This window comes from Nostoc cf. commune SO-36, assembly GCF_023734775.1.
Taxonomy (GTDB): domain Bacteria; phylum Cyanobacteriota; class Cyanobacteriia; order Cyanobacteriales; family Nostocaceae; genus Nostoc; species Nostoc commune_A.
The window spans coordinates 3,837,228-3,855,833 of the sequence record NZ_AP025732.1; the positions used below are offsets into that span (position 1 = coordinate 3,837,228).

Genomic DNA, 18,606 nt, shown 5'->3' on the forward strand with positions numbered 1-18,606 from the left:
ACACAAGTACTATCTGAAAGGGTTTCAGGCGTTATAGTCCCCTTAAATTGTCATTACGAGCGCAGTGATAACGGAGCGATCACACAATCCTACTGCTAGAGGACGAAACCAAGTGTCAGGTGGAATTTCACGACTTGTGTGTACACCGTAGCCTAATGGGAGAGAGGCTTTGAATTTTACTCCCCTTCAGTTTTTCCGCTTCCCTCTCCTCGTCAAGACTTAACTCCTGGTTTCGATATCGTATAACTGGCATAGAGTGAGGAGTTTTTGTTTGAGGCGATCGCGCACATTCTCAGGTGATACAATCACGCAATCTTCCCAATACCGCGATACTTCTCGAATCAACCAAAAATCATTAACTACTCTCCGCACGACTTGGCGCACATCTCCAATAACTTCATCTTTAATGTCATCTTCTTTAGGTTGATAGGCTTTAACTAAGCCTTGGCGAAAATGCAAGTACACTTCTAGATAACCTAGTTCTCCACGCCAATTTCCACTGGCGGGTATAGTTGCCATTGATTCGATGCGGTCTAGACGCAAGCACCGATTGTGCCATAGTTCTGGTAAATCAGGAATATCGTTTTCTACGTCTTGAGTTTCTTCACACCAAATCATTAAGTAAAAACGTCTCTCAAAGAAACGAACTTCAGCATAGCGAACTGTATATGCTAGTTCATCACCTTGAGAGTTTTGATAAACAAGGTAGAAAGGCTGTTGTCTCTTGATTAACTCTTCAATTTGAATTCGCCATGCAGGAGCAGGTTGACTCAGTTGTTTCATCAGCGATTGACGCAAGGGAGCTTCAAGATTACTACGCTCTAACAAAAGTGTAAGTACAGTTTGAGCTTCCCCTATCTGACCTGCATCACTCAGGGCTTTGATAGCTTTGTGTAAAGCGTTAACTTGGTTTGAGTCAAGGGTGAAAGGCTTTCCGACCTCTACAGATTGTTGTGCGATCGCTACTATTAACCCCGAAATACTGGGTTCTTTGCCCCAAGTTATATTGAGTTGGCGAGCGATCGCTTCTAGTTGTTCCTTGGTTCCTGGCGGAATTGACAGTGTAATCGTTTCTTTTTTTCTCGGCATTTATAAAATGTACTTGCACTTTTGATTTACTTGTGCCATACTTCTATTTGTAATTGTAAATCAGGATATTAACTTCAAGTGCATGGACAGATGCAAATAATTACGTTCATTAAGGGAAAGTGTAACCACATTGCTTTGATGCTCTAGCAATGCGGTTGTCAGCGAGACATTAAAAAAGCCAGAGAGTAACTCTGGCTGACCAACCCTGATAGGGATTTGTTTGCAAAAAAAACTGACCCCTATGTATATATGTCACTATTTTCAATCCCTGATAGGGATTGTGAAGATATTTGAGGTCACAAATAAATATAACCCAATATGACCCCAAACTAGAGGTTCGGGAAAATAAAATCAATGTTTATATGCCACTAGACAAACAATATGCCTATACTAGGAGCAGGTAGATTTCGTTCAACCTGCAAGAGGTCATAGGTCATGACTACTCAGTGGAATATATCGCTCACAAGATTGCTGAATGTCTGGTTCTGATTGACAAGTATCAATGCGAAATCCTTCGATTGAGGAGGGTAATTGCAGATATGAAATGTCAACCCGTAACTAATGACGAAGGCGAAATCATAAGTTATAACGACTTTGAGAACTAAATCTAGGTAGCATTTAGCATTATATGATTAAGCACAATAAGCTTCGACCATGACCGATGATCGTTTGCTGTCCAGAATTTCCCTTGACTCCAATATTTGTTTCGGTAAACCTTGTATTAGAGGTCATAGTATAAACCATGAACGAACAAACATTACTAGAAAGAATCACATTTAACCCTCAAATATTTGGTGGTAAACCGATAATTCGAGGTCGTCGCCTAGCTGTTGAACATATTTTAGGAATGTTAGCAGCAGGAGATACTATTGAAACTTTGCTAGAAGCTTATCCCTGGTTAGAACGGGAAGATGTACAAGCCTGTTTAATCTATGCACGAAGGTTAGTTGGTCATGAACGAATTGAACCTTTATTGATAGAATCCCCACGGTGAAAATACTACTAGATACTTGCATTAATGCTAGGGTGCGTACCGATTTACAAACGGCCGGGTATGATGTAGTTTGGTCTGGAGATTGGCCAAAAGATCCAGGTGACGAGGAAATTTTAGCAACCGCCTATCGTGAAGGTAGGATTTTAGTCACCCTTGATAAAGATTTTGGAGAGTTAGCAATTCTGCGGGGAAATCCTCACTGTGGTATCTTGCGCTTAGTTAATCTCTCAACCAAAGAACAATCAATAGTTTGTTTGCGGGTACTTCAGCTTTACGGAGACGAATTATTCTCTGGTGCAATTGTAACTGCTGAATTAGATAGAGTCAGAATTCGCCCACCTGAAAATAGGGCTTGAAAATTCATTCAGTAAAAACTCGTACTAGTGACGCAATAAATTAAGACAGACTATGGTGTTTGTTGACCACTTTGTGAGACTGAGTTTGGTATTAAATCTATATCTTTGAATATGATTAAGCGCAGTCGGCTTTTAAATGCTCCTCCTAAAACCTTGGAGGAGATTTATTTCACTGAAATTCGCCCCCAGCTTTACGAAAACCATGCACATCGTCATCAAACTGGCGTGAGAACGGGTACAACCCTTGCAGAACATCTCGATTCGGCGTGTCAGTTCATTTTGACAGTCAGCCGAATAGCAGAAGTCCCAGAAAATAAAAGACCTTTGCTACTAGCCGCAACTGCTGTACATGACCTGAATAAATTAGATCCCCAAGAACGAAAAGTCAAAACCTTAGCTAGAAACCAGGAATTTTTACGAGAACAACTTGAAAAAGCTTGTGTACTTACCTTTGTCGTCTCAGAAGATGATTTGGAGTTAGTCAGAAAGCTAATTGAGCGCCATTCAGGTCATAACGTCAGCGATGGTTCAAGGTTTTTACCAGAAGACCCAAATATTGAACGATGGGCGGCGATGCTTACAGCTGCGGATTTTATTTGATTTAGGAATTCCAGATGTACAACGTTTTCGCAAACTGGAAAAAGAATTAACCGTTGCTATTGGACGAAGCTGTAACCTTTTTAGAATACGCATATCTGAGGATAAAGGCTATATTACAGCCCTATTGCTGGGTGCTTGCGAAGAAGTTTTACAAAAGTATGGGTTAAATCCTTTAGCAATTTTCCCTGATGGCGAACTTTTTGAAGGGGAAGCCTTACCAAATGTTGATTTGACAAAAGAAATAGCTGTTGTTTGGCAAATTAAAATTGACCAAGTTTTTGGAAATAATATCGAAAGACTTGTCAGAGCTACGAAGGATGGTATTAAAGTTACTCATCAAGCCATCCAACAAAATATTGAGGAAGTATTGATAAATGTTGAGGCTCTTTTAGAAAGGAAAAAAGCTGGTTATAAATCAGAAAAGATTGCTAAAGATGTAACTAAGTGGGGGGAAGGGGCTGGTGCAGACGCACTAATAAAGGCGGCTGAACTTCAGTTATTACCTGTAAGTAATGCAGAAGAATTTGCTATATCTGAGGGTTTAAAGGCAGCTTACCTCAGTTATAGAGAAGCCGGATTAAGCCCTAAAGAAGTTTGGGATAAAATCGCTCATCATACGGGTATATCTGAACTTCAGCGTACTGCAATTGAGCCGTTTAATGGTCAATATGGGCGACCTTTATTTGCTGCTAAGGCTGCTGTTAAAGGACTTGAGGGTATTAAAGAAGCTCTAAAAGAATCTTTTCAACTAAGGAAGGAAAGTACACAGATATCTGAAGAAACAGAAGTATCTGAAGAAATGATTGCAGCCGTTAGCAGAATGGTAAATTTACCTTTTGCTATTCGCTTAAATGGAGCGAATGATTTAAATGCTTATGTAGAAGCAAATCCCAGACAAAGATGCTCTTTAGGTTCTACTTCCACTGATATAGATGAGCTAATTTCAGATAATATGCCTCCTGGTACAAAAGTACAAGCTTTTTCTAACCGCTTACCGGGTGGTATCAGTGCTGAACCTAAAAGACAAGCAGATTCAATTGCAGCTTTAGCCTACCAATTAATGGCAGTTGGGGCAAACTTTCCTGCTGTTAAAAAACAAGACCCGCTTTATTTGCACTTAGCATTACCTAAAGGTTCGGCTCCAGAACTGTTGAGAATTTGGCGTGAACTTTTAAAACAACTTGCAGCGACAAATGCTGAAGGTGGTACTGTCACAGTTGATGAATTGAAATTATATAAAGATAACCAGCTTGAATTTAAAGCTAATAAAGTAGTCGGTTTAGCATTACCAAAGCGTCCTGATTTTGTTCATACATCTGTCATTGTTCCTTTACTTTGGGGAGATGTTAATAATTCTTTAGCTTTGCTAAAATCACTAAGACTTGCTTTAGAGATTTCCTTGTCTTTAGATATTGGCTTTCCTTTTACTCTCAGTGGAAACTTAGAGGTAGAAATATCAACTAATAAAGTTGACGATAGGATTTTTGGAAGAGTAGAAGGAATTCCATCTGCACTTATACGTCTACTTGGAAGTGGTCAGTATAAACGTTTTAAGAAAGAAGAAATTAAGGAAGATAGAGAGACTCTAAGTGCAGAAAGAATTCTTGAGCGGCTACGTTGCATTGGCAAACTAGCAACATCTGTTGCAAGTATTCAGAAAGCTGATGATTGTTTGTATGATTTGGCTCGTGCTTGTGTCAGACCAATTGAACTTTATTATGTCTTGCTACGTTGGACTCTGCGAGAACAAGACGAACCGAATTTGAGTGTTATTTGGAGTCGTATTTGTGAACCGTTAAATATTTTGTTGGAGAACCTTATGCCGGATGATAACTCGTTATTAACTAAGTATCTCAAAGAAGCTGCTCAACTTGCGGCAGAAGGCAAAATTTGGGGAAGTTCTTTTAAACGAACTGCTCAAGCCGAACCGTTTACAGCTTTTATTGCTGCCATTCGTTCTCAAAAGTCTTATTTGGGTTTGGATGTAATTTTTGCCGCTTTAACACAGCAATATCATACTCGTTTAGACCGTATCCGGGAGCATCGCGTAGGTGCGACAAAGTTGGAACAAGTTAAACGTTATTACGAGGTATTACGAAAGCTATATGAGGAGGTTTATTCAGCACGTCCTGAAAAGTTTTTGTCTGACCAAAAAACTTTAGAAGCTGCTTATTTATTTTTCCTTGAAGAAGCACGTAAACAGCTTAAAGTCCAATCTGAAGATGAATCTGTCGAAACAACTGCAACTGTTTAAATAATTAGGAGTTTATCATGTCCATTTCAAAACTTTCCTCTGTACTAGCAACAACTTATGAGAACTTCCCTAAAGGACGTTTTATCACTTTAGTTGTTTTACGCACAACTCATTCTGAAACTATCTTTCGTACAGAGGGTTCAGGTGAGCCAATGTGTAGCGAATTTGTTCAAGCTGGTTTAGAGGGTGAAAATCAAAAAGCTATAATTCAACGCTTGGTAATGACTAAACGTAAACAAGTAGCACCAGAAAGACGCTATGGACGAGAACATTTAAGAGCGCATGAGCTTTTATACACTAACCCTAAAGATGGCGCTCTTTGTTCTTTAAATACTAATGCACCTTGTGAAATGTGTGCAGATTGTTTCCTTTACGGCTTCGCGGCTGGTGGTGGTGGCGCTCAAAAAAGTCGCATTTGGACTGAAGATGCTTTTAGTATTTTACCTGCTAGTGATGTTGTAGGCGATCGCACCATAAATGCCATCTACGAAAATGGCACAATGCGCGATGAAAAAGGTAATGCCTCAACAGCCTTGAATACCAGTGAATACATCAAACCAGGAGTGCATTTTCTGGATGTCGTCACCCTAAAAGATGTAACTGCTGATGAACTGCGCTATATCGTTGGTAACATTCTTTTCACAAGTCGTTACGGTGCAGTTTCCAGTCGTGTTGGACGCATGGAAAACGAGATATTAGGTGTATTTGGCAGTATTACCGAACTTCCTAGTTCTCTGGAACTTGTACAAGCTACTTATGATGTCTTAGGTAAGCCTTTAGAACACCCTTTGAATATTAATCAATTAATTACAGCCAGCAAACAAGTAATTGCTAACTGGAAAAATAAGAGAGGGGTTTCTGTGCAGCTATCTGAAGAAGAATTAGCAAATTTACTGACTGATGTAGAAACTAATTGGTCAGAAGTTGAACGTGATAATTTTCTCAAGCGTTTAACCCAATCTTATGAACCCTTCCGTCAGGTTGCAACTGAAAAAAACAAAGGCAAAGGTAAGGGTAAAGGAAAAAATACACCAGTTGAAGTAGAGAGTTAAATATGTCAACAATTCCTTTTCAGCAGGCAAAACTTGTTGAATTATACTGTCTTGAACCAGTTTTTTTTGCCTCTAGGGAGTTGTCTGATACCTATTACACTGAGGGGGTAATTGGGAATTATGCTCTTACCTATGCTTTAGGTAAGGTAAATTCCCCCTATCGCCTTCAAGGTCAGGCTACAGGACGACCAACCTACAAAGAAGATTTGCAACCAATAGCGCACGATTTTTATATCTTACCAGCTTCACCAGTAGGTAGAGTAACATTCAGATTTGAACGTTTCAATGCTCTTTGTGATGCTTACTGGTATGCAATGACTAATAACCGTGTTGCTACGGCGCGGGAAGATTTACCATTACAACGCCAAGGTAAAAAACCAAGTTCATTTAGACCGAGTAATTTTCCACAAACTGGAAGACTGCGGATGATTGAACGCAGAAACAAATTTCAAACTTTGGTATTTGGAAATCACCAATTACCAAATTATATTCGCCTTGGTAAGTTCATGAGTAAAGTCAAGGTGAATGTGCTGAATGAATTTCCTGTAACTTTACTACCCGAAGGTGAATATCAAAGCCAACATTATCTAAATGCTGCTGATTTACCACAGCAAATAGAGGCTTTAGCATTCGATTTAATTTCTATCCCTCCTGCACCCATCATTAAAAACCTTCGTTTTCGGGGTGCTGCTTGGCAAGTTGGAGAAATGATTGTACCAGCAGGATTACATTTTTGTGGTAGAGAAAGTAGCAATGAGTAATCAAAAAATAGTTATCAGATTAGAACCCCGCAGTATTTCAGCTTGTGCTTCACCAGATAAAATATCTTTCATAAAGAATGCACTTCAACACCAACTAGATGTATTTGAACAATCACAAGATGCAGACATTATCCTTGATTTAGCACCAACTGGCACAGGTAAAACTAAAGCAGGATTAGCAGTATTAAAACATCAGCCGAATAACAGTGCTGTTTACATTGCTCCAACTAATGCTTTAATTGAACAGCAAACAGAAGCAGCAAAACAGTTCGTTCGTGATGCTAATTTACCTCATATTGTGAAATCAGCCTCAGCTAAAGATATTAAAAGCTGGCCTGACGATAAAGTTGGTCGTCGTTCAGGAGAAAAGCTATATAATGTTTTGCGAAATCCCGCTACAGTTTTCGATGATGTTGGGGCAAATATACCAATTCTTTTGGTAACAAATCCTGATATTTTTTACTATGCAACTTTCTTTGCATATAACAATCTCGATAGAGGCAATATTGCTGCTGGTTTTTACACCAAATTTTCGACAGTCATTTTTGATGAATTTCACCTTTACGATGCTAAACAGCTAGTAGGAATGCTGTTTTATCTTGCTTATTCTCAGGTTTTTCGCTTTTTTCAGGACGGACGCAAGATAGTTTTGCTGACAGCTACACCAGAACCAGCTTGTGAATTAGCATTGCAGAATTTAAAACAAGCTGGTGTGAAAATAGCAAGGATTGATGGAGAAGCAGGTAATACTAATCTTTTACCGTCACAAACAGCAGTTAATCTGGAATTAAGACCAAAACCAGATAGTAAAGAAGAGTGGTTAGCAGAGTTAGCAGCAGAAGTTGTCCAACGTTTTCGAGAAAGACCTGATGAAAATGGTGCTGTAATTCTTGACTCTCTTGATAATATTAATTGTCTATCAACTTTGTTAAGACAGCAAGGAATTGGTGATGACATTGGACGTATTACAGGCCCTGCACCTAAAAAAGATAGACAAAGGGCTATGCAATGTAAAATCATTTTGGCTACTAGCACAGTAGATGTAGGATTTAACTTTGAAAGATATCCTGAACCGAAACGACAAAATTTAGATTGGTTGATTTTTTCAGCACGCGATCGCGCCGCATTTTGGCAGAGAATTGGTAGAGTAGGGCGTGTCTTAGGTAAATCTGAAACTAATATTGATTCAGAGGCTATTGCTTATTTACCTGCTAACGCTTGGGAAGAAGGTTTAAGCTCTCTAGATACGACTGGGGGACGTACAGCGTTAAAAGACTTACTTGAAACACTTCCCTGTTTAGATAAGCCTTTTTTAAAAGCTTACTGGCGTTCAGAAGCATTTCTAGAAATTGCCCGTCCCTTGTTGGAATTGGAAGAAATGCTTGAAGGTTTAGCTGAGGAAAAATTGATTTTGGATTTGTTCAATACTCTAAAATCTATTTTTGACGGAAACAGAACTTGGGATGATTATCGCTACAGAATGAAACTTTTACGAGGTGCTGAAGCTATTGCGAAAAAAACTCCCAAAGAAATCAAAAAACATTGGAAGTATATCAAAGGTGGTCAAGCCTTTGTTAAAACTTTTATCAAAGCAAATTTTAGTGAAGATTGGGCAGATTTACAAGCGGGACGAGCCACTATAGAAGAATATGTAAACTCATTGCTTAAACAAGATGATGATGTAATAGCTGAATTAAAAGAATTTGCTGAAGTTTTTAGTACAAGCTATGCACCTTTATTTAGTTTTCGTTCTAATCTGTTTGAAAGTCTTTCCATTCGTGACCCTCATGGTTTTATTCTAGATGAATCAGAGGAAACAAAACTAGATCCTTTTCATCTATTACGTTATTACGAATTTATCCAAAATGGTGATTATATTGAAGTCACCAGTCGCGCTACTGAAACTTATGAATTGAGTTTTCGATTGCGTTATAATGATAATTGGCAAGAATTTATCAGTACAGAACTGAATAAACTTACAGCTTTTAAAAATTGCCAAATTATCCGCAGTACTGGAGGGGCAATACGACCAACACCCCTAATACAAGCTTTAAATAAACATCTGTTACCAGGAGTAATTATTTGCCCCAGAACAAATGCTGCTGTTATTTTCCAATTAAACAAGCAAGGAATTACTTCTTATCCAATAACCATTGTTTGTAATGATATGGAGAAAGAATATAGATTCTTTACAGGCTTGTCAGGAATTTTAACAATGGCAATGAAGTTTAAACAATTACGTCTTCCAGATGATGAGGTTTTTATTGCGGGATAAGTAATTAAATTCTCGCACCATTAGTGCGAGAATTGATTCAACATCAATTTATAAGTAGATTTCTCTCACATCCACCGTGAAACACTATCAACAACAAACCAACGCCTTCCCCAGCGATTACCTAAACAACTTGTGGGGAGAAATCCAAGCTTGTCCTTACTTTGCTATCAACAACCTCAACCGCGATTTTGTCGCCACCAAAGGATTTTCTGTAGTATTTCAACGTTCTGGATTACCAAAAGTAGAACAGCAGTTTCCCTACTTCAAGCCTTACCTCGATTTAGCTCTCCAGCCTAGTTGTAATGCTTTTTACCTCAATCCTTTACAGCTAAAGGAAGGCTCCCGCGTCGATCCGCATATCGATCGCTCCTTGCGTTCCTACTCCAAAACTATTGAACCACCTGCGGTTGTCAGTGTGCTTTATGTACGAGTACCAGCAGATATGGAAGGGGGAGAACTGGTATTGCGATCGCACAAACGCCAACTTGGGCAAATTAAGCCCCAATTCAATACTTTAGTTTATTTTCAAGGTGATTTAACCCATTCGGTTAACGCTGTCAAAACCCCAGGAAATCGCCTAAGTCTCGTTTGTGAACAGTATAGTTTGAGTGAAACTGAACTCCAGGAAATCCCTGAGTTCACTGTAGAGTCAAGAATCACTCAGTCTACAACCAAAAAGAGAAAGTATGCCTCATAGTTTAGTGTTGAATTTGCTACCTCAATCGCCTATTCCACCACAGTATCTCACAGGTAGACATCTCCACGCCTTATTTTTAACCCTCGTTAGTTCTGTAGATAGCACATTAGGCGATCGCTTGCACGATTCCACCGCAGATAAAGCTTTCACCCTTTCTCCCCTCCAAACTAACTCCCCCCTTTTGAAGGGGGGTAGGGGGGGATCTAAATTGCAATACTCACATCAACAACCCATTCCCGCCGGAACTCCTTGTTGGTGGCGCATCTCTTTATTAGATGACACTCTATTTGGCAAACTTACCCAACTCTGGCTAAATCTTAATCCCAATCGCCCTTGGCATCTTGGCCCGGCTGACTTGTATATTACCAGCATTCAAGGCACACCCCAATCTATTCAACCTTGGGCGAATGCCAATACTTATGCTCAATTATACGAAGAAGCTAGCGATCGCAATTCTTCCATTAACCTTAGCTTTTCCACACCTACCGCCTTCCGTCAAGGACAGTATGATACTACTCTTCCTACCAGAGAATCTGTTTTCAATTCCCTACTTTCGCGGTGGAATAAATACAGTGGCATAGAATTTACTCAGATTGCAATTGAATCAATCTTTCCCTCATTTGTCAATATTCACACAGAAATATTAGCTGATTCTCGCAGCAAATTTATTGGCATCCTTGGCGAAGTTACCTATAAGATTTTAGGAGCAATTGAACCAATCCAAATTAAGCAAATTAACGCTTTAGCTGACTTTGCTTTATATACTGGTGTCGGAAGAAAAACAACGATGGGTATGGGGATGATGCGACGGCTGTATTCTCCATAATTTCAAACATCATTTAAAAACCACTTAAGTTATGAACCAAACCGAATATATTTCAATTGCGGCATTGAATCAATATGCCTATTGTGCGCATCGCTGTTGGCGGATGTTTTGTGCAGGGGAGTTTACCGATAATCAATACACAATTGAAGGTACAACTTTACACGATCGCGTCCACACTACAGGCGATGTACAGCGCGGAGAAACTTGGCAAATTAGAGCAATTTGGCTGAAGTCTGAGCAATACAAACTCATCGGTAAATCTGATTTAATTGAAGCAGAATCAGGTGAAATTTACCCAGTGGAATATAAACGGGGACGTAAGGGCGAATGGGATAACGATGAGTTGCAAGTTTGCGCCAAAGCTTTATGTTTAGAAGAGATGACAGGACAACCTGTTAACACTGGATATATTTATTATGCCCACTCCCATCAACGGCAATTGGTAGAGATTAATGCAGAGTTACGCCAAAGTGCGATCGCAACTATTGAATCTGTCACAAATCTCCTAGAAACAGGAGCCATGCCAAAACCAGTTTACAGCAAACGCTGCCAAGGATGTAGTCTTTATTCGCAATGTTTGCCCAAAGCCACTAATAAAGTCAAAACTTATCAAGAAGTAAGTTAAATCATACCCTGACAAATAGAATTCGCCCAAACACCAATTATTTTTAGGAAAAATCAAAAATGGGAACACTTTACGTAACACAAGCCGATGCTTTTATCGGCAAAGTTGATGAACGTCTCACCGTCAAAGCTGAACAAAAAACTATCATGGATATCCCTTTAATTAAACTAGAAGGGATTGTAGTACTAGGACGGGCTACTATTTCTCCCGCCGTCGTCAGTGAACTTTTAGATCGTCACATCTGTTTAACATTTCTCACACAAAGCGGACGATATTTAGGACGTTTAGAACCAGAAGTTACCAAAAATATTTTTGTTCGGAAAGCCCAATGGCAAGCTATAGGAGAATCAGAACCAGCAATACATTTAGTTAGAGGATTTGTGCGGGGTAAATTGAAAAATTACCGCCATAGCTTACTTCGCACTCAGCGAGAACATCCTGATACTGACCTGAATAATAACATCACTCGATTAGAAAACGCGATCGCACCAATCGAAAAAACTAGCAGTATTGATTCTCTCAGAGGCTTAGAAGGTGCTGGTAGTGCAGCCTATTTTGGTTGCTTTCAACAGCTAATCAAAACCTCAGAATTTCGATTTGAAGCCAGACGCCGCCGCCCACCAACCGATCCGGTTAATGCCCTACTGAGTTTTGGGTATTCATTGCTGCGCCATGATGTGCAAAGTGCTTTAAATATTGTTGGCTTCGATCCTTATCTAGGATACTTACACGTTGAACGTTATGGTAGACCTTCCCTAGCCTTAGACTTGATGGAAGAATTTCGTCCTTTGATAGTGGATGCTGTTGTGTTGTCGCTGATTAACAAGCGATCGCTAACCCTAACTGATTTTACCACCGAACCGCTCAGTGGTGCTGTGTCTTTAACTAAAGAAGGACTGCATACATTTCTCCGCGCCTACGAACAAAAGAAACAATCAGAGTTCAAACATCCAGTTATGGGAACCAAATGCACCTATCAAAAATCCTTTGAAATTCAGGCGAGGTTATTAAGTAAATACCTAATGAACGAAATCGATAAATATCCCCCTTTAGTTCTCAAATAACTTATAATTTTTCACCATTCCCCATTCCCTCCATGTATATTGTTGTCAGCTACGACATTCCAGAAGATAAGCGTCGAACTAAAATCCATTCCATTCTCAAGTCTTACGGACAATGGATGCAACTGAGTGTGTTTGAGTGCGATATCACTCCCACTCAGTATGCTAAACTGCGATCGCGTTTAGCTAAATTAATAAAACCCGACACAGACAGCGTTCGCTTTTATTTTCTCTGTGGCTGTTGTCAGCGAAAAGTCGAACGTATTGGCGGAGAACAGCCACGAGACGAAACAATTTTCTTTGCTGAGTCTCCTTCTGGCTAGGTTTCTGCATTTCAAATGCGCGGAAGGGTAGGTGTACAAATTCCCCAGCCCTAAAAAAATACTTCTATCCCAAATCCAGCAAGGCTTTCAACCTATTAGTCGCCTAATCCTCATCCGCGCAATCTCTGAAATGTTTATCAAAATTCGATTTCAGCCTTTAAATTTTCCTGGCGCTCTTTTCAAACAGATTCTCTAATGCTATGATTGCCCTTGAATCGCGCAACCGCACCTTGAAAACTAAATATAGCTTGGGTTTCAGGCTCCCGCTATTACAATTTATCAAAATCCCTATTAGGGATTGAAAGATTGTAGTGTATGCTTAAAAACTTGTGTTGACAATAATTACAATTTATCAAAATCCCTATTAGGGATTGAAAGTGTTATTTCGTCGTAAATGAAACTGCAATCATCAGATTACAATTTATCAAAATCCCTATTAGGGATTGAAAGTTATTCGTATTTCTGTTCCGAAAGTTCCTATTTCATTACAATTTATCAAAATCCCTATTAGGGATTGAAAGTTATCGCTCCATCTTACACCGAGTTTTTCTAAGATTATTACAATTTATCAAAATCCCTATTAGGGATTGAAAGGGATTATTTGCTAGCTAACAAGTGGACTAGTCCTTATTACAATTTATCAAAATCCCTATTAGGGATTGAAAGAAGTAACCAAATATATGAACTTGGCAACTAGTTAATTACAATTTATCAAAATCCCTATTAGGGATTGAAAGTAATTTTCCAGTCGCTCCGACACGATTGCCAAGGATAATATTACAATTTATCAAAATCCCTATTAGGGATTGAAAGGCTTCAGGAGAAGGCTAGCTACTGGAGTATGTCCCTTATTACAATTTATCAAAATCCCTATTAGGGATTGAAAGTTACATTAAGTGGGAACTCAATAGAATTCTCGGTAAAATTACAATTTATCAAAATCCCTATTAGGGATTGAAACGCAGCTTGACCAAAAGTATCTGCGATCGCTTGTTTATTACAATTTATCAAAACCCCTATTAGGGTCGGCGATGTCTAATGATTAGAGACTTCCAAATAAAAAAATATCCCAAAACTGACGCAAAAATTCTTTCTATTTCTTCTCTCTCTGTGTTCTCTGCGTCTCTGTGGTTCGTTTATTTGGATAATTTATTTCTTGGAAATCTCTTATCCCCTGCTATAGAAAGGCAGGAAGCAGGAGCCACTGAACTCTGTTCAGTGGAGGTCTTAAACCTTTACTCTAAGTGCTATAAGTTATTTTTTTAAGCTTCCTAATACTTCCATCACCTCTGCTTCCGGTTTTATCCTAGCTTCTGCTTCTAGAAAATCAGCCACTTGAGCTTCAATTTCATCCCGGACAATTTGGCGATACTCCAAGAAATGCTCAATTTGGGCACAAACAGCTAAGTAGCTACTCACCCCACCCGGATTATGCTGATACATACTCCACAAGTTAGGCCAGAATTGCCAGCGCGTCTGACGAAGTACACCCTGCCGCCAACAAATAATCAGAAACGCTCGGAGTACTTTCCAATTCAATGGTTTCTTGGCAGCTTTGCCTTTTTTCGGATAGGTTGCTTCGCCCAAAAGCCGGAAGTGTCTGTAGGTACGCTCCAAAAACCGCTCTGGCTCATACAAATCACAGAACGCCTGCACATATTCACGAGCAATATCTTCTAATGGTCGAGTTGGGACAAAGTTCATCAACGTGGTTTGGTTGATGTTGGCAGATTTATTACGGAGTCGTCCTTCTTTTTCTAATCTATGCCAGAGGGCTGTATCTGGAAGCGCTTGCAGCATACTAAATAAGGCCGTGGGAATTGCTGTTTGCTCGACAAACTTGACAATTCGTGCCCCGGCTCCTACTTTCTCGCCATCAAACCCAATGATAAACCCTGCCATGACTCGCAACCCTGAGCGGGTAATTCTATTCACCGCGTCACTGAGTGAATCTCTGGTATTCTGGTACTTCTGTGTGAAAGTGAGACTTTCTTCGTCGGGGGTTTCGATTCCCAGAAAAACGGCTCCAAAATTACACGCCACCATCAAATCCATCAGTTCTTGATCTTGGGCTAAATCAACTGAAGCCTCTGTAGCAAAAGAAAAGGGATAGTTATGTTCCACCATCCAAGGTAGAAGGGACTTCAAAAATAATTTGACATTCCGCTTGTTGCCGATGAAGTTGTCATCCACCATAAAAATACTGCGTCGCCAACCCAGTTTATACAGATAATCTAGTTCTGCTAATAATTGTTCTGGGTTTTTGGTGCGGGGTTTACGACCGTATAGCACAATAATGTCGCAAAATTCACACTGAAAGGGGCATCCACGGGAAAATTGCACCGACATCTCCGCATAAGCTTCAAACTCTAGCAAGTCAAAGCGAGGAATCGGAGTATTAGTTACATCTGGTTTTTCACCGTCAGAGCGAAAGATGCCTGTGCGATCGCCCCGTGCAATCGCTGCTACAAATAAGGGTAGGGTGATTTCCCCTTCGTCTAATATCAAGTAGTCTGCTCCGGCGGATGTCATCTCATTCGGTAGCGCTGTCGGGAAGGGGCCACCTACAGCAACTTGCTTACCTCTGTGTTTTGCTTCCAATATCTGAGAGAGCAAATCCTCTTTTTGCACAATCATCGCCGACATAATAACCAAATCTGCCCAAGCCCATTCTGCTTCCGTACAGACACGAACATTTCGATCTACTAGCTTATATTCCCATTCTTGAGGTAATATCGCGGCTACAGTTACCAAGCCTAAAGGCGGTAGCATTGCTTTACGGTCTAATAAAGCCAGTGTTTTTTCAAAAGACCAAAAACTTTTTGGAAAACGGGGGTATAGAAGTAAAACGTTCATATTTGATGCTTATAACCCTTGATGTTTGCTGCTGAATGAGTTGGTGTCAAACTAAAGCAGTCGTGATAACACATTAGAGGAGCTTCTGTATCCAGTTGCTGTATAACTCTACTATGACTGATGAAGATGCGATGCTTACGGCGGGCTACGCCTACGCAGATGGAAAAATGACACAATAGTTTGCCTTTGGCAAAGACTATGATTTACTGATTTTAGATTAGATGTTACCTAAAGTTAGCAGTTTGATTAAATCCATCAAATTTCTAAAAGCAATTTTATCTTGGAAACAATGCGATTTTGCAAGATGGGTAAGCAGGACAGGCAGAACGAGAGAAAAAATAAATGTATTCATGACTATTTCGGTAGTAAAAATTACTAAAACGTTCTCTTTACTCCCCTGCTCCCCCTGCTCCCCCTGCTCCCTTTCGCCTTTGTCCAACCATACCTAACCTTGACCCGGAAAACATGGCAGATTACTTGAATAAGTACCAAAAGTCTGACAGGAAAACCATACTAATGAGAATTTGGACTACTGCTGTGCTAGCTTCTTTTTGGCTAATATCTGAAGTTATAGGTTCTGAGGCAATCAACGCCACTGCTGTTTTGGTAGAAAATCCCATCTTATCTCCTGGGCTAACGAATGCAAAACAGATTACTGTCAGTAACAGCGAGTTTGGGCTGAAGAGAGTTGACTCCAAAGGAAACGTTACCATTTTCCAGACTACGAGAGTGCCACTTCAGGAAGGAAATGTCTACGGATGGCGAATCAAACTCAAAGATTACCAAGGTGAAGTGAAATGGCGCGAAGTCTTGCGTTTACCAAAACCTCCAGAAACTTGGAGTACAGATAACGGTGAAAACTTCTCAATGTCAGCAGACGGCATGACATCCATAACACGGCGCACACAGTCGGCTCCAGAGGGTGTGATTGAGAATTTTTGGACGATCACTCCTGGAGATCCTATTGGTAAACATAGAATACAGGTCTATATTGATGACCGTTTGATCAGTACTTTCGAGTTTGAAATTATTCCAGTTAATAAGTAGATGTCAAAGAGATTGGGAATTGAGAATTGAAAAGAGGCAGACTTGAAGAGTTTCAAGAAGGCAGGAGGCAGGATAGCGCAGCGTATACCCTTCGGGATGCTTCGCTTAGAGCGAGTCCGCGAGCGTCGGCAGAGGGCAGAAAGCATTCCAACTCAGCCTCTTGCCTTCTGCCCTCTGCCTTTTTTGGTATCTTCTCCCCTGCTCCCTTCCCTAATCCCTAATCCCTATCAGCCTAACCAATTAATTTCTGCCAGCTAGCAGGCCCGATAATGCCATCGGCATCTAAACCATTTTGCTTTTGAAAGTTCTTAACTACAACCTCTGTTTGTGGGCCGTAAACTCCATCATTATCAACACCTAAACGGTATTGCAAGTATCTAACAACTGCACCACCAGCATGGTTTGGTCTAATAATTCGTTTTGCCAAAATTAGATTTATGGCATTCCATGTAGCTTGGTTAGCAATTCCAGTCGATTGAACTCCGACAATAGTCTGAAATTTTTCTACGGCAGATTTTGTATTAGCCCCGGTGAAGCCATCTTCTACTAACGCCCTACCATTTCTATCAGTTATTTTGAGTCGATTTAAGGATTTTTGCAGTCTCAGAATAGTGGCATCTGCATTATCTTCTTCATCTTGTACGGGGCTAACAGGGGCACTTGGCAATTTACCCGTTAAGCCTTTGACGATCGCATTAGCCATTGTTTCCGGATTAAAAAGATTCATATCTTTTTGTGAATCGATGAAGCAACATTCTATCAAGATAGCAGGCATATCTGTATTTTTTAGAACATACAAGTGGGAACCACTCTTAACGCCGCGATTAAAAAATCCTAACTTGATGATTTCATCTAATACAGGTTTAGCAATTTTCCTACCTGTATCGCTAGTTGCAAATACTTCTGTGCCATTAGCTTGTCTGTTAAAAGCATTAAAATGAATTGAAACAAAAATATCTACTCTACTAGCATTCGCTGTAGAACATCTTTTTGAGAGTGAGTCACGGACTGTACTAGCACTACTTGGTTTACATACTACGACTTCATTTCCTAAAGCTCTTAACTTGGCTATAACTCTATTACCTACATCTAGAGTTAAATTATCCTCAACTTTAATGCCCCTAGCTCCTGTATCTGGTGGACAATTATGCCCGCTATCAATTCCAAACTTCATGATTTAATCCTCAATTTACTTATTTTGATACTGCTTCAAAACTCTTTAATTTTTAGAAAAAAGTTTTGTTAATAAATTTCTTTAGTGATTGTTAGCAAGAATCACATTATCTTAACCATTAGTACACTGGTAAAGAAAATAAGTTTTTTTGCGAACTTTGTAAGCAAATTTTAACTGGTAAAATCAGGTAGATTGTAACAAAAAACCATAACAATCATAATTTATCAAAATTGGGAAGAACCAGGTGATTGTTGCAATAATTTTCAATGCAGCAATTAACCGGATTATTCAGATAATAGCGCTTTGTAAAAGTAGAAAGCTATGACAAATGTACTTATTTTAATGCCCAAGTCAAAAGCACTGCTTGATAAAAAGTGCGCCTATAAAGCCGTAAACCCTTTACAGACTTGCCTTTTAACATTCCTGTTAGCCCTAAGTATCTGATCACATAATGCTTTACAGTATTAATAAATACGCGTTCGCATCTAGACACCTGTGCGAGATTTATCAGATAAACTGCTCAAGAAACGAGGCTCAACATGGGATCTTTAAATTTTGTGATCACTATATGAAGCGCTACAGGAGTCGAAAGAGTTCAATGATGCCCTTAATTTGA

17 protein-coding genes and 1 CRISPR repeat array are annotated in these 18,606 nt (G+C 39.7%); of the genes, 13 read left to right on the plus strand and 4 right to left on the minus strand.

The features are described from left to right. Positions 1–219: 219 nt before the first annotated feature. Positions 220–1,089 carry a helix-turn-helix transcriptional regulator gene (locus ANSO36C_RS17225; RefSeq protein ID WP_251955529.1) on the minus strand — a complete coding sequence of 290 codons (870 nt, stop codon included), beginning with the start codon at positions 1,087–1,089 and terminating at the stop codon, positions 220–222. 742 nt (positions 1,090–1,831) lie between these two features. Between ANSO36C_RS17225 and ANSO36C_RS17235 the strand changes: the two genes are divergently transcribed. The 12 genes from ANSO36C_RS17235 to cas2 all read left to right on the plus strand — a co-directional run bounded on the left by ANSO36C_RS17235 (position 1,832) and on the right by cas2 (position 12,913). After that, positions 1,832–2,083 (plus strand): DUF433 domain-containing protein, encoded by a 252-nt coding sequence (locus ANSO36C_RS17235; protein ID WP_251955530.1) that lies wholly within the window; start codon positions 1,832–1,834, stop codon positions 2,081–2,083. Then, positions 2,080–2,439: a DUF5615 family PIN-like protein gene (locus ANSO36C_RS17240; protein WP_251955531.1), complete on the plus strand. Its 360-nt coding sequence runs from the start codon at positions 2,080–2,082 to the stop codon at positions 2,437–2,439. Before ANSO36C_RS17235 ends, ANSO36C_RS17240 begins: the two co-directional genes overlap by 4 nt. Before the next feature lie 111 nt (positions 2,440–2,550). Then, complete coding sequence (locus ANSO36C_RS17245) at positions 2,551–3,039, plus strand: hypothetical protein (RefSeq protein WP_251955532.1); 489 nt, start codon at positions 2,551–2,553, stop codon at positions 3,037–3,039. Continuing rightward, positions 2,963–5,293: a CRISPR-associated protein Csc3 gene (locus ANSO36C_RS17250; protein ID WP_251955533.1), complete on the plus strand. Its 2,331-nt coding sequence runs from the start codon at positions 2,963–2,965 to the stop codon at positions 5,291–5,293. Before ANSO36C_RS17245 ends, ANSO36C_RS17250 begins: the two co-directional genes overlap by 77 nt. A 17-nt stretch (positions 5,294–5,310) precedes the next feature. Continuing rightward, positions 5,311–6,345, plus strand: coding sequence for a type I-D CRISPR-associated protein Cas7/Csc2 (cas7d, locus tag ANSO36C_RS17255; RefSeq protein WP_251955534.1), 1,035 nt, complete (start codon positions 5,311–5,313; stop codon positions 6,343–6,345). A 2-nt stretch (positions 6,346–6,347) separates the two neighbouring features. Then, the gene (cas5d, locus tag ANSO36C_RS17260) at positions 6,348–7,106 is read left to right on the plus strand and encodes a type I-D CRISPR-associated protein Cas5/Csc1 (RefSeq protein ID WP_251955535.1); all 759 of its coding nucleotides are present in this window, start codon (positions 6,348–6,350) and stop codon (positions 7,104–7,106) included. After that, positions 7,099–9,381, plus strand: a complete 2,283-nt coding sequence (cas3, locus tag ANSO36C_RS17265) for a type I-D CRISPR-associated helicase Cas3' (RefSeq protein WP_251955536.1) — start codon at positions 7,099–7,101, stop codon at positions 9,379–9,381. The genes cas5d and cas3 overlap by 8 nt, the downstream gene beginning before the upstream one ends. A gap of 76 nt (positions 9,382–9,457) precedes the next feature. Next, positions 9,458–10,078 carry a 2OG-Fe(II) oxygenase gene (locus ANSO36C_RS17270; protein ID WP_251955537.1) on the plus strand — a complete coding sequence of 207 codons (621 nt, stop codon included), beginning with the start codon at positions 9,458–9,460 and terminating at the stop codon, positions 10,076–10,078. Beyond that, positions 10,068–10,904 carry a CRISPR-associated endoribonuclease Cas6 gene (gene cas6, locus ANSO36C_RS17275; protein ID WP_251955538.1) on the plus strand — a complete coding sequence of 279 codons (837 nt, stop codon included), beginning with the start codon at positions 10,068–10,070 and terminating at the stop codon, positions 10,902–10,904. The genes ANSO36C_RS17270 and cas6 overlap by 11 nt, the downstream gene beginning before the upstream one ends. A 31-nt stretch (positions 10,905–10,935) precedes the next feature. Further along, positions 10,936–11,529 (plus strand): CRISPR-associated protein Cas4, encoded by a 594-nt coding sequence (gene cas4, locus ANSO36C_RS17280; protein WP_251955539.1) that lies wholly within the window; start codon positions 10,936–10,938, stop codon positions 11,527–11,529. 59 nt (positions 11,530–11,588) lie between these two features. Further along, positions 11,589–12,593, plus strand: coding sequence for a type I-D CRISPR-associated endonuclease Cas1d (gene cas1d, locus ANSO36C_RS17285; protein ID WP_251955540.1), 1,005 nt, complete (start codon positions 11,589–11,591; stop codon positions 12,591–12,593). 32 nt (positions 12,594–12,625) lie between these two features. Next, positions 12,626–12,913: a CRISPR-associated endonuclease Cas2 gene (gene cas2 / locus ANSO36C_RS17290; RefSeq protein WP_251955541.1), complete on the plus strand. Its 288-nt coding sequence runs from the start codon at positions 12,626–12,628 to the stop codon at positions 12,911–12,913. A 268-nt stretch (positions 12,914–13,181) separates the two neighbouring features. Further along, positions 13,182–13,946: a CRISPR direct-repeat array (repeat unit 37 nt; unit sequence ATTACAATTTATCAAAATCCCTATTAGGGATTGAAAG). A gap of 221 nt (positions 13,947–14,167) precedes the next feature. On the opposite strand, the gene ANSO36C_RS17295 is transcribed toward cas2, so the two are convergent. Both ANSO36C_RS17295 and ANSO36C_RS17300 read right to left on the minus strand, forming a co-directional pair. Then, positions 14,168–15,769 (minus strand): B12-binding domain-containing radical SAM protein, encoded by a 1,602-nt coding sequence (locus ANSO36C_RS17295; RefSeq protein WP_251955542.1) that lies wholly within the window; start codon positions 15,767–15,769, stop codon positions 14,168–14,170. A gap of 217 nt (positions 15,770–15,986) precedes the next feature. Then, positions 15,987–16,208 carry a hypothetical protein gene (locus ANSO36C_RS17300; protein WP_251955543.1) on the minus strand — a complete coding sequence of 74 codons (222 nt, stop codon included), beginning with the start codon at positions 16,206–16,208 and terminating at the stop codon, positions 15,987–15,989. 77 nt (positions 16,209–16,285) lie between these two features. On the opposite strand from ANSO36C_RS17300, the gene ANSO36C_RS17305 reads away from it, so the two are divergent. After that, positions 16,286–16,816, plus strand: coding sequence for a hypothetical protein (locus tag ANSO36C_RS17305; RefSeq protein WP_251955544.1), 531 nt, complete (start codon positions 16,286–16,288; stop codon positions 16,814–16,816). Positions 16,817–17,048: 232 nt separating this feature from the next. Here ANSO36C_RS17305 and ANSO36C_RS17310 read toward each other — a convergent pair whose 3' ends face one another. Continuing rightward, positions 17,049–17,990 carry an N-acetylmuramoyl-L-alanine amidase gene (locus tag ANSO36C_RS17310; protein ID WP_251955545.1) on the minus strand — a complete coding sequence of 314 codons (942 nt, stop codon included), beginning with the start codon at positions 17,988–17,990 and terminating at the stop codon, positions 17,049–17,051. Between the last annotated feature and the right edge of the window lie 616 nt (positions 17,991–18,606).